General features: G+C 61.3%; 9 protein-coding genes. 5 read left to right on the plus strand and 4 right to left on the minus strand.

Translation table 11 applies throughout. The features are described 5' to 3' along the window. Nucleotides 1-4: 4 nt before the first annotated feature. The 4 genes from QZ408_RS02995 to QZ408_RS03010 all read right to left on the minus strand — a co-directional run bounded on the left by QZ408_RS02995 (nucleotide 5) and on the right by QZ408_RS03010 (nucleotide 2,595). Complete coding sequence (locus QZ408_RS02995) at nucleotides 5-328, minus strand: transposase (RefSeq protein ID WP_292489655.1); 324 nt, start codon at nucleotides 326-328, stop codon at nucleotides 5-7. A 91-nt stretch (nucleotides 329-419) separates the two neighbouring features. Next, on the minus strand, nucleotides 420-1,358 hold the full coding sequence (locus tag QZ408_RS03000) for a DNA adenine methylase (RefSeq protein WP_292489657.1): 939 nt from the start codon (nucleotides 1,356-1,358) through the stop codon (nucleotides 420-422). Nucleotides 1,359-1,420: 62 nt separating this feature from the next. Next, nucleotides 1,421-1,591: a hypothetical protein gene (locus tag QZ408_RS03005; RefSeq protein ID WP_292489659.1), complete on the minus strand. Its 171-nt coding sequence runs from the start codon at nucleotides 1,589-1,591 to the stop codon at nucleotides 1,421-1,423. Continuing rightward, nucleotides 1,588-2,595: a site-specific DNA-methyltransferase gene (locus QZ408_RS03010; protein ID WP_292489661.1), complete on the minus strand. Its 1,008-nt coding sequence runs from the start codon at nucleotides 2,593-2,595 to the stop codon at nucleotides 1,588-1,590. Before QZ408_RS03010 ends, QZ408_RS03005 begins: the two co-directional genes overlap by 4 nt. Before the next feature lie 356 nt (nucleotides 2,596-2,951). On the opposite strand from QZ408_RS03010, the gene QZ408_RS03015 reads away from it, so the two are divergent. The 5 genes from QZ408_RS03015 to QZ408_RS03035 all read left to right on the plus strand — a co-directional run bounded on the left by QZ408_RS03015 (nucleotide 2,952) and on the right by QZ408_RS03035 (nucleotide 12,297). Next, nucleotides 2,952-4,991: a PAS domain S-box protein gene (locus QZ408_RS03015; protein WP_292489662.1), complete on the plus strand. Its 2,040-nt coding sequence runs from the start codon at nucleotides 2,952-2,954 to the stop codon at nucleotides 4,989-4,991. Between the two features lie 495 nt (nucleotides 4,992-5,486). Next, a complete protein-coding gene (locus QZ408_RS03020; protein ID WP_292489664.1) occupies nucleotides 5,487-8,117 on the plus strand; it encodes an MEMAR_RS02690 family S-layer glycoprotein in 2,631 nt (876 codons plus the stop codon). After that, entirely contained in the window at nucleotides 8,117-8,884 is a 768-nt protein-coding gene (locus QZ408_RS03025; protein ID WP_292489666.1) for a PKD domain-containing protein, read from the plus strand. Before QZ408_RS03020 ends, QZ408_RS03025 begins: the two co-directional genes overlap by 1 nt. Nucleotides 8,885-9,250: 366 nt before the next feature. Further along, entirely contained in the window at nucleotides 9,251-11,530 is a 2,280-nt protein-coding gene (locus QZ408_RS03030) for a hypothetical protein (RefSeq protein ID WP_292489668.1), read from the plus strand. After that, on the plus strand, nucleotides 11,530-12,297 hold the full coding sequence (locus tag QZ408_RS03035) for a PKD domain-containing protein (protein ID WP_292489670.1): 768 nt from the start codon (nucleotides 11,530-11,532) through the stop codon (nucleotides 12,295-12,297). Before QZ408_RS03030 ends, QZ408_RS03035 begins: the two co-directional genes overlap by 1 nt. Nucleotides 12,298-12,495: the final 198 nt, after the last annotated feature.

Raw genomic sequence — 12,495 nt, forward strand, 5'->3', positions numbered from 1 at the left:
TTGCCTATGGCACGGGAGCCCTGAGATTCCTCACGGCACACCGGTCCGCCTCTCCCTTCCGGAACTCGTAGCCCGACCGGAGGAGGTCGAGGAAGATGGCCTGGTACGCCCCCCGCTCACAGAGTTCGAGGTGGTAACGGTGCACCGTCGATTTCGTCCCGTACTTTGCCGGTACGTCGCTCCAGGTGCACCCGGTGGAGAGGACATACAGAACCCCGTTGAAGAGGTGCCGGGGATCCCGGCGCGGCCGGCCGACGTGGGGTTTCTGGGGCGGGAGGTGCCTTCGGACGATCTCCCAGGTGTCGTCGTCGATCTCCCGGAATGTCATGCGAACCCGCCATATCCTCGAGAGTTCTTATACTTGTGGGATGCCCCCACCCCGGGCGTTTTGCGTTCTCGAAAGACCGCGTATCCGGGTGCTATCGCTCTTTGGGAGCGTGCGGGTCATAGTTCGTGACGATGATCTCGTAGATCTCGCCCCGCCCGGTCCCGTCGCAGTTGATCATCCTCCGCGCCGGAACCCGGTCGATGTGGTATCCGGCATAGAGGTCGTCAAAGAACTCGTCGTCCGGGTCGACGTTCTTCGGGTCCGAGTTGCTCAGCATCAGCCTGGCCCCCCGGGCGTTGCATCGCGCGTAATATGCCGCGAGGCGCCTCTGCTCCTCGTCGGTAAACCCCTCTTTTGCATACTGCGTGAACGACGATGTCCGGTTCAGGGGCCGGTAAGGGGGATCGAAATAGACGAAGGTTTCTTCCGATATATAGGGTTCCGACTGCATGAAGTCGCCGAGGTGGATGGTGGTGTTCCGGAGCAGTTCGGCGTCGGCCCGGAGCACGTCTTCATGCAGGATCGTCGGGTTTTGGTACCTGCCGAACGGAACGTTGAATCCGCCCCGGGAGTTGACCCGGTAGAGGCCGTTGAAACACGTCCTGTTGAGGAAGATGAACTGGCCCGCCCGCTCTATCCAGTCCTCACTGTACTGCCTGAAGTTGACGGCTCCTTTCGTGCGGTTGAACGTATCCCGCATGGCGTAATAGAAATCCTTCCGCCCGGCGTCGCTCTTTGAGAGATAACCGTCCGAGATTCCGGCAAGGTAGTCGATGAGGCCGCGGACGTCGTTCTTCACCACGCTGTAGGCAAGGACCAGTTCCTCGTTGATGTCGAATATGTGGCACTCCTTAAACCTGAAGATGCTGTTGAAATGAAAGTAGACCGCCCCGCCGCCCATGAACGGTTCGACAAAGATCGGGAGGGTTCCCTCGTGGAGCCCCTGAGGGACTCTCCTGGTGAACGCATCGAGCAGTTGCGCCTTTCCGCCTGCCCACTTGAGGAACGGCCGCGCGGTTGGTGTTGCCATCGGTCTCTGTCATCCGGCGTTAATGCTTCGGGATACCTGTAAAACGTTGCTTTTGAAACGTTTTAGCGTTGCCGGTCTCCTGCGGCGACGTTAAAGGGTATCTCCCGTTCCGGACCTTTGCCGGTCCGGTTCCGGGAGCCCGCCCCCTTCCGGTGCTCCGCCGGCACCGCTACCACCCCGGCGCCCTTCCGGGACAGTTGCCGCGGGACCCGTTCCTCCCGCGCCAGTGTCATCGCCGCTCTCCCCGTTCTTCAGCCCTGACCCCCTGTTTCTTCAGCATCTTCTCGATGGACCACCGTCCCCGGCCGAGTTCCCCTGCCAGCATATCGACGGCCTTCTTCTTTGTCGCCCCGGACCCGGTAAGCCGGGTGAACCGGGAGACCAGAACCTCAATGTCATCCTCCGTCCAGGGCCGGCCCCGGTTCTTCGGTCCCGCGGCCAGCGGGGTCCTTAACGACGGCAGCAGGTATCCCTGCCTGATACCCCGCAACTCTTCGACTTTCAGATCGAAGACAGGTTCCGACAACTCAAACCCGGTCGCCCGGCGATTGAGGCCGACGGCCACCCTGGCGGTCGAGAACCCGCCAAGAAACATATCGCAGACGAGGTCACCCTCGTTGCTGCTGTACTGCAGCATCTTTATGAGCAGCTCTGTCGGCAGTTCGTTCTTGTTCTTCACCCTTCCGGGTTTGTACTCACGGTTGATGACCCAGACGTCTTCACGGTCGCGGTAGTTGGGCGATCCGTTATCCGGCCCCTTCTCTCCGGTCCCGTACCTTGACTCAAGGTTGAACGTCCTCTCGCCGCCCGGCTTTTCATAGAAGAGGATGTGGTAGTGGGAGGAGACGTACTTCCGGCTGGTGTAGACGCCGAAGTTGTACTTCCATATGATATGGTTGACCTCGCGAAGCTCCGTCTGCCGGAGGGCGTGGAGTATGTGGTAGAGGTTCGTGTACCCCGATACAATGTAGATCGACCCGCCGGGACGGAGGATCCGTTCGGCCTCCCGGATCCACCGCTGGCTGAACTCCCCGTATCTGGCTGCGGGAACCTCGACGTAGCCCTCGACGACGAACGTCTCGTCACGGTTGTAGTGCTGGTGCAACCGGTCGCCGTTGATGCCGTACGGGGGATCGGTGACGATCAGGTCGATCGCGCCGTCCGGGATATGCTCCCGTGCCCCGCAGGTGCAGTCGCCGTTGTAGAAGATGTTGCCGTTGATCTCCTCAGACCTCATACGTCTCACCCGGATCCTGCACCAGGACGATTGCAGGACTGCAACCTATAACCACGTGGGTCGCGTGACAATAAGATTGTGACTTCTCCGGTTTCACGGCCGGTGCATGTACCGACCGCGAGGTCCCGGGGCCCGGAGCGGCCGGCCGGGTGCGGGGGGGCTGATCGGACGATCCCCGCCTGCTCAACCACACTCCCGGCGGAACCGGCCGGCGAAGAAGAGGTGCCGGCCCGGCAGGCACCGTTGCGGCCGGTGGACCCGGCCCCTCACCTGCAGGAGGTAGTATTAATACAATTCGGGTGAATCCCAATTAAGAATAAAACGCCCCGGGATGTCAGATGACGGCAGGTTCCGATGTGACAGAGACTTCGTCCCGCGCCGGCGCGGGAGAGAGCGGGCAGGAGACCTCTACAGCGGGGGAGCGGCCGGCCCATGAGTGCATGGCCGCGATCCTGGCCGAGAACGAGACGCTCCAGCGGGAGAACGCTCTCTTGCAGTCCGTAAAAGGTGCTCTGGAGGAGAGTGAAACGCGATACCGGCGGCTCTTTGAGGACGACCTTACCGGGGACTTTGTCACCGCCCTGGATGGCCGGATACTCGCCTGCAACCCGGCATTTGTCAGGATATTCGATTTTTCCTCTGTAGAAGAGGCGCTGGGCACCAATATCGGGGACCTCTACGAAGACCCCGGGGACCGGGACCGCCTCCTCGCGCAGCTCCGGAGGGAAGGGAAGGTGGAGAACGAGGGCCGGACGCGGAAGCGCCGGGACGGCACCCGGGTCCATGTCGTCGAGAATGTGGTCGGGCGTTTCGGTGCGGACGGCGAACTTATCGAGACCCAGGGCTACATCTACGACGACTCGGAGCGCAAACGGGCGGAAGATGCCCTCCGGGAGAGCACGGAGTGGTACCGGCAGGCGCTCGATAACCCGCTCGCCGCGTATGCCTTCTGCGAGATCATCACCGATGACACCGGAAAACCTGTCGATGTGGTCTATTTAAAGGTTAACAGGACGTTTGAAGAGTTTACGGGGCTTGTGCGCGACGGAGCCCTGAACCGGCGGGTGACCGAGGTCTTCGCCCCGGAAGAGGTCAGCGATCTCATCGCGATCTACGGGAACGTGGCATTGACAGGTGAACCGGCGACTTTTCAGTACCAGCTGCCTTCCCTCTCGAGATGGTACGAAGTCACTGCGTTCTCGTCACAACGGGGATATGTCACCGCATTCTTCACCGACATCACGGGGCGTAAGCTGGCTGAGGAAGCTCTCCAGGAGAGCGAGGAGCGGTTCCGGGCGGTCCTGGAGAACTCCCTGGATGCGGCTTACCGGCGCAACCTGCAGGCCGACCGCTACGATTACATGAGCCCGGCGATCGAGGAGATTCTCGGCTTTACGCCGGAGGAGATGAGTGCTATGAACCATGACGAGGTCATGGACCGCATTCATCCCGATGACCGCCCGCAGGTTGAAGCGGAGCTTACCGCCGCTGCCGCCTCGGGCAGGGGGCTCCTTGTTTATCGGTTCCTGGCGAAAGATGGTGGGTACCGCTGGCTCGAGGACCACCTCACGGTGATTGCCGACCCGGCCGGCCCGCCGCTCTTCCGCGGCGGTATCGTCCGTGATATTACCGAGCGCAGGCGGACGGAGGAGGCGATCCGGCGCCACGCCGGGGAGCTTGCCAGGATTCACCGGGATCTTGAGTCTGCTCACCGGGAGGCGAACCTCTACCTCGATATACTGACTCACGATATGGGGAACACCGAGAACGTCTCGAACCTCTATGCCGAACTGCTCGCCGATTCCGTGGAGGGGGAGGCTGCCGTGTGCGTGGCGAACCTGAAGCGGAGCATAGCAAAGAGCATCGAGATCCTCGGGATGGTCTCGAAGATCCGGCGGATCCACGCGGGACCGCCCGATCTCCGGCCAACCGACCTTGATGCGGTCATCAGGGCGGAGGTTGCCCACTTCCCTGATATCCCCATCAGGTACGAGGGCGTTCCCCGGCAGGTCCTTGCGGACGGCCTCCTCTGTGAGGTCTTCACGAACCTGATCGGCAACGCCGTAAAACACGGGGGTCCCGGTGTCGCCGTGACCATTCGTGTCGGGGGAGAGGAGAAAGATTTTCTCCGGGTGACGGTTGCAGATACCGGCCGGGGGATCCCGGACGACCGGAAAGAGGAGATCTTCCACCGCTACGAGAGGAAGCAGCGGGGGGTGGGCGAGGGGCTCGGGCTCTACCTGGTCAGGATTCTCATCGACCGTTACGGCGGCAGGATCTGGGTCGAGGACCGCATACCGGGCTATCCCGGGGAGGGAGCGGCGTTCTCCTTCCTGCTCCGGGAGGCGGACGGCGTGCCGGAGCGGCCCGGGGAAGAGGGAAGAGCAGGTGCGTGAGGGGGCTCGCGGCCCCGTCGTGTTCTCCGTTTCCGCGCGACACCCGTCAGGTTGCGCCGTTGGTGCCGGTCCCTGCGATTGGGAAGCCGCCGGGGCCGGGCCCGGTGGAGCGGACAGTCCCGTTTTCGTGCAGGAGTCCGGTCCTGAAGCCCTCACGTCACCCGGTTTCGCCCGCACCGTCGTGGAGTCGACCGGCCGGCAGCGGTTCCACGGTGGAGAATGTTGTGAATGCTCCGTTGTGGTCCTCCTCCGGGAACTCGTCGCGATGCTTCTCCCGGCCGGTCGGACGGCCGAATATTTCGGTATTGCACCGGCAGTCGATCTCCGGGGCCGGATAAGAGCGGCATGTTTATATCGGCTCGCACAAGATGGATGTCTGCGCACAGGAAGGTGGGCTTTGTCCGGTTTAGCGTTCTTATCTTCGTTCAAACCACCCACAGGCGGTACCCTGCGCATATCCAGCCTCCTCCGGTAATGCGCTATGGAGATTGTTTCATGATTTCAGAGCGAGCGATAGTTTCGATGGTTGTCGCCGCGGCCCTCGTGGCTGCGTTGATCGTTGCACCGGCAGCGGCGGCGCGGACAATTACGGCGAATGGCACCAACGTCTTTGTGGGTGAGGAGAATCTTGACTTCGCCGGCGGTGTCTTTGCTGGTACCACCCAGTTCGTTCACTACACCGGCGAGGTGGGGAAGAGTTCGATCGATAAGACTATCGTGGTGACCGGCGGCGTAGTTGACGAACTTGTCAAAGGCATACCGACCGGACATTACTATGCGATAGGTTCGGCGAACCCCACACAGACTTATGTCAATGTCCAGAACCCTGAAGCGACGCTTGACGTAATGCTGAGCTCGTCCCCGAAGGACTCCGTGAACGGTAAGTCCATCAGCCGGGACACGTCGCTGAACTTCAAGTTTTACAGCAACGTGGACACGGGCGCCACGGCAAACGTGGAGCTCACTCTGCCCGGTGGCGGTGTGGTGAGAACGTACGACGGCAAATCTCTGTCGTTTAATGCCAATGGGCAGACCCAGTACCTGTCCAACGTCCTCTTCGGGCAGAATGCCGAGGCCGGGACCTACACCGCTGTCGCGAAATGGGACCGGAGCACTGACTTCTACGGCAAGGGCTTTGATTCCAGGGCCGTGACGTTTGAAGTCGTTACGAGGACGCTTGCCATCACGGCCAACAAGGACACGGTCGTCCGCGGCAACAGTTTCACCGTGACCGTCACCGGGGAGGCAAGAAAGGACTACCGCCTCTACGTCAGGGAGATCGGCGGCGTTGCCCCGGGAACGTATCCGGTGATTGCGCCAGGCCAGATCGCGGTTAATTACGCTGTCCCTGGTGAGAACGACACGTACAGAACAGTTAGGACCAACGCCGGCGGCACCGCGACCGTCCAGTTCAACACCAGCCAGAGCACCGGCGAATGGCGGTTCATGATCCGTGTCGAGGATCCGGCAGCCCCGGAGATCTACGACGAGGCCAGGGTGCGGGTCGAGCGGGGTGCGGTCACCATCGCCCTCTCCGGCACCGGCACCTACGCCATCGGCGAGGTGATCATCCTCTCCGGCACCTGTAGCGACAGCAACACCGTCTACCTCTTCCTGACCGGTCCGAACATTGACAGCAACGGCCTCAGGTTTGAAGACATTAACACGGGAGTTATCGGCGCAAGGGTTCAAACCGGCAATGAGAGCACCTTCACCCGGGTAGCCGTCGAGGCCGACGACACCTGGACCTACCGGTGGGATACCTCCCGCGTCAAGAATCCTCTTGACGCCGGCGGCTACACGATCTATGCCGTCTCGGCGCCCCGCGGCAAGGACTCTCTCAGCGGTGTTCCCTACAGCACGGCTTCCTTCAACCTGAGGGCTCCCTCCCTCACGGCAACCGTGAGCGGCGCCACCCTGGCAAAGGGGGACGGCCTGACGATCGCCGGGACCGCAACAGGCAACCCGGCCAATGTTTGCGTCTGGATCTTCGGTGAGAACTACCGTAAACTTCAGCAACTCATCCCTATCGGGCCCGATGGTGCATTCGAGTACAGGCTTGCGCCCGTCGATACTGCTCACCTGCCCTCCGGCCAGTATTCCATCGTCATCCAGCACCCGGCCGACGACGTATTTGACGTCTGGGCTTCCGGCACCCTGCTTACGGGCAACGGCATAACGCCGGTCGACCTCGCCACCCTGCAGGCTGCCGCGGCAGCAGACGCGCTGATCACCGCCCTCGACTCCCCGAACATCGATGATATCTATGCAAAATTCACCGTTGTCGTCGAGGAGCCCTACGTCCGGATCGACCCGATCGGCAACCAGACCGCGGGCAGTGCGTTTACGATCTCCGGCACCACGAACCTCGCGGTCGGCGATGCGCTCGCGGTCCAGGTGGTTCCCGCTGTGTTCGATCCGGGCAACAGTGCAGGCGTCGCCGGTGTTGCGATCGTCCGGAAGGGTGACGGCGCGAACATCTGGTCCTTCGAGGTCGGCGCGACCGATCTTGGGCCCGACCGCTACGAAGTCGCGGTTGAGTCGTTCGAGACCGGCGCGTCCCGGACCGCGGCTTTCAACGTGCTCGAGGGGCACGAACCTCCGCCCTCCGGCCCGGCGCTCACCCTCTCCCCCGGCTGGAACTTCGTCTCCATCCCCCGGCCGCTCGCGGCCGGGAACGACACCGCGGCGATCTTTGCCGGTGTCAAGACCGACAACCGCTCGATCCTCCGCTATGATACGGCCGCAGGGGACTGGACGGCGCTCGATAAGGAGGACCGGATCGGCCCTCTCGAAGGGATCTGGCTCTACTCGACCAGGCCTGCGGCGGTCCCCCTGAACTTCTCGACCGTCCTCCCGGTTCCGCCGGCCGAACGTGCTCTCCTCACGGGCTGGAACGCCGTCGGGGTCACCGGCACGGCCCCGGCGACGGCACGGGACGCCCTCCTCTCGGTCAAAACACAGTGGACGACCCTGATCGGGTTTGACGCCGGGACGCAGGCCTTCGAAACCGGGATCGTCAACGGCGGGAGCAAAGACTACGTAGATAGCAGGTTAGTTTACCAGGGCAAGGGCTACTGGCTCCATATGACGGGACCGGGCACGCTCTGTGCCGTCGGAGCGTGATGCGGGTGAGACGGGCCGCCTGGTTCTGCATTCTCCTTCTCCTTATCGGGACGGCGTCCGCCGTCCCCCTCCTCCCCGCGGAGTTCCGGGGCTCGGTCACGATCGACGAGAGTTCCGCCCCGGCCGGGACCGTCATAACCGCCCGGATCGACGGCCGCGATTGCGGCTCGCTCACGCTCGAGACCGCCGGGGTCTACGGCGGGGACGCCACGTTTGATAAGCGGCTGCTCGTCTGCGGCAGGGATGACGACGCCAAGAAGATGATCACGTTCTTTGTCGATGGGATGAGGGCCGCCGAGACGGCGGTTTACGATCCCGGCACCTCTTCCCGCCTCGATCTCGCGGTCACGTCCGGGGTAGGCTTCACGGCGGACGTGACGGCCGGCCCGGCGCCGCTCACCGTCCGGTTCACCGACGAGAGCACCGGTGATCCGAAGTCGTGGTCATGGATGTTCGGGGACGGCGGCACCTCCGCGGAGCAGAACCCGGTGCATACCTACGGCGTGCCGGGCACCTACACCGTGAACCTCACGGTCGATAACTCTGCCACGCTCTCCCGGCCCGGTTACATCACCGTCACGGCCCCGAAGGGTGACGTCACAGGCGACGGTAAGGTCGACATCAGCGACGTCTCGAAGGTGGCCTACATGGTCGTCGGGAAAGAGCCAGCAGATCTTGCCGCCGACTTCAACCAGAACGGGAAGGTCGACATCGGGGATGCGGCAAAGATCGCCTACTACTTCGTCGGGAAGATAGAAGTGCTGTGAGGAGCGCGCCTGCGCCGGGATGGCGCAGGGCACCTCCCGGTTTTACGGGCGGCGCCATGCGCCGGATCAGGGAAATATCTGTTCTCGAAGACGCATCAGGGGGAAGCGGCCCGGAACTGCGGGCCGTAAAAGGGAAACGTTCTTCATCGCCGCGAGGTTAATGATATCCATGGATACCCGGTGCCGATCCGGTGTCCTGCGAGACTGATCATCTCAGACGAGAAGCGTTCACCGACCCGCGCCCGGCACGAACCACCCCAAGTAGTCTGGGTTTCCTGGCAACACCTGCTTCATCAATTACCTCTCGTTTCTCGGCAGGCAGGAACTCAGGATCTGGTTAGTATCCGCTAACATGGTGTGATGATAATGAAGCAGATATTCTCGCTTGCAATTGCTCTGCTTATTGCGCTGGCGCCTTTGAGCGTGGCGGCAGAGCCGATCGCGATTGACACTACAGGCGCATCGCCTCCCGCCCCGGAGGTTACGTGTTTTGAGCCTTCGGAGAGTCAGTCGACGAATGTGACCCCTACCTTCTGTGTCAATGAAAGCAGTACCAGCGGCCCGTTGCTGTCAGACATCATGGTCGGTTGCGACGGAAGTGGGGAGTATTTCTCGGAGTCAGGTGGATCGGTGACTGTAACGGGTACCCCGGAACCGTGGTCCGTCAACACCTCAGAGAGTGATTATGATTCCAGCCTATGGAATCAAAGCCTCACCGACACCTGTGAGGAACATGTGTACTTAGGACAGCCTGAATTGGATGCGGATACCGTCCCTGATGGTACAACAACAGACGTTACCCTGCACGCCTCTGTCCAGCCCAGCAGGGTACGGAATATCACCGTCGAGTCTGAACACCCCTACGCCAATAACTATACCTACACCTGGGAGATCTCCGAGCCCGGTGCCAACCAGATGCGACTTCATTTTGATAAACTGGGCCTAACACACTATGACACCCTCACGATTTACGATGACCTGGGTAGAGCGTTAGTGTATTATAAAGGTCCGGCTGATTACACAGATTTCTGGACCGCATGGCAGACCACCGACACCCTCCGGGTGGAGTTAGTCACAGATAGCCAATATACGTCATATGGATTCTTTATCGACAAGGTCGAGTGCAGGGATGAGAAATTCCCGCCTACCGAGCACCTCGCAGAGTCGTATCACCCCTACGCCAACAATTATGCGCACACCTGGGAGATCTCCAAACCCGGTGCTAACCAGATACGACTTCATTTTGATAAACTGGGCCTAACACACTATGACACCCTCACGATTTACGATGACCTGGGTAGAGCGTTAGTGTATTATAAAGGTCCGGCTGATGACACAGATTTCTGGACCGAGTGGCAGACCGCTGATACCCTCCGGGTGACGTTAGCTACAGATAACGGTGGAACATCCTATGGATTCCTCATCGATAAGGTCGAGTGCAGGAATGAGACATCTCCACCTACCGATACCGAACATCGCGCAGAGTCATACCACCCCTATGCCAACAATTATGCGCACACCTGGAACATTTCCGAACGCGGTGCTAACCAGATACGACTCCATTTTGATAAATTGAGCCTGAGGAGTCACGACAGCCTCACGGTTTACGATGAACTGGGTAGACAGTTAGTACGTTATGGAGCAGGTTATAACTCATATGATGACACAGATTTCTGGACCGAGTGGCAGACCGCTGATACCCTCCGGGTGACGTTAGCTACAGATAACGGTGGAACATCCTATGGATTCCTCATTGACAGGGCCGAGCGCAGGGATGAGAAATTCCCGCCTACCGAACATTTCGCAGAGTCGTACCACCCCTATGCCAACAATTATGCGCACACCTGGGAGATCTCCATGCCCGGTGCCAACAAGACACGACTCCATTTTGATAAATTGAGCCTGAGGAGTCACGACAGCCTCACGGTTTACGATAAACTGGGTAGACAGTTAGTACGTTATGGAGGAGGTTATAACTCATATGACAACACAGATTTCTGGACCGAGTGGCAGACCACCGACACCCTCCGGGTGACGTTAGTCACAGATAACGGCGGAACATCCTATGGCTTCCTCATCGACCTGATCGAGACCGAGGAAGGAGTTTTCACCCCATCTCAAATACCTGCGCCTGCCGACCTCACCCTCCACTCCGGCTGGAACTTCATCTCGGTCCCCAGGCCGCTTGCGGCCGGCAACGACACCGCGTTGATCTTTACTCCCGTCGAAACGGGCGGCCGATCGATCTTCCGGTATGACACCGCCGCAGGGGACTGGACGGCGCTCGATGAGGAGGATCAGATCGCCCCCCTCGAAGGGCTCTGGATATACTCAACCGGACCCACGACGGTCCCGCTCAACGTCTCGACCGATCCTCTGATCCCGCCGGCCGAACGCGTCCTCGCAACGGGCTGGAACGCCATCGGGATCACCGGTACGACTCCGGCAACGGCACGGGACGCCCTCTTCTCCGTCAGCGGGAAGTGGACGACCCTGATCGGGTTTGACGCCCGGAGGCAGGTTTTCGAGACAGGGATCGTCAGCGGCGGGAGCAAAGACTACGTAGATAGCAGGCTGGTTTACCAGGGCAAGGGCTACTGGCTCCATATGACGGGACCGGGCACGCTCTGTGCCGTCGGAGCGTGATGCGGGTGAGACGGGCCGCCTGGATCTGCATTCTCCTTCTCCTCATCGGGACGGCGTCCGCCGTCCCCCTCCTCCCTGCGGAGTTCCGGGGCTCGGTCACGATCGACGGGAGCCCGGCGCCGGCCGGGACCGTCATCACCGCCCGGATCGACGGCCGCGATTGCGGGTCGCTCACCCTTGAGAGCGCCGGGGTCTACGGCGGGGACGCCACGTTTGATAAGCGCCTGCTCGTCTGCGGCAGGGATGACGACGCCGAGAAGACCATCGCGTTCTTTGTCGACGGCGCGAGAGCCGCCGGGACAGCGGTCTATACGTCCGGCACCTCTACCCGCCTCGATCTCGCGGTCACGTCGGGAGCAGGCTTCACGGCGGACGCGACGGCCGGCCCGGCGCCGCTCACCGTCCGGTTCACCGATGAGAGTAGTGGTGATCCGAAGTCGTGGTCCTGGGTGTTCGGGGACGGTGGGACCTCCGCGGAGCAGAACCCGGTGTACACCTACAGAACACCGGGCACCTACACCGTGAACCTCACGGTCGATAACTCCGCCACGCTCTCCCGACCGGACTACATCACCGTCACGGCTCCGAAGGGCGACTTCGGCGGGGACGGCGTCGTCGATATCGGCGACGTCTCGAAGGTGGCCTACATGGTCGTCGGGAAGGCGGCGGTCGACCCTGCCGCCGACTTCAACGGGAACGGCGTGGTCGACATCGGGGATGCCGCAAAGATCGCCTACTTCTTCGTTGGGAAGATTGAAGCGCTTTAAGGAGCGCGCCTGCGCCCTCCCGGCGCAGAGCACCTCCCGGTTTTACGGGCGGCGGGCATGCGCGCCGGGTCAGGAAAATATCCGTTCCCGGCGAAGCCTCCGGGGGAAGCGGCCCGGATCTGCGGGCCGTAAAAGGGAAACGTTTTTCATCGCCATGAGGTTAATGCTATCCATGGATACCCGGTGCCGATCCGGTGT

Origin of the sequence: Methanoculleus sp. 10 (genome assembly GCF_913757945.1) — an archaeon.
Lineage (GTDB): Archaea > Halobacteriota > Methanomicrobia > Methanomicrobiales > Methanoculleaceae > Methanoculleus.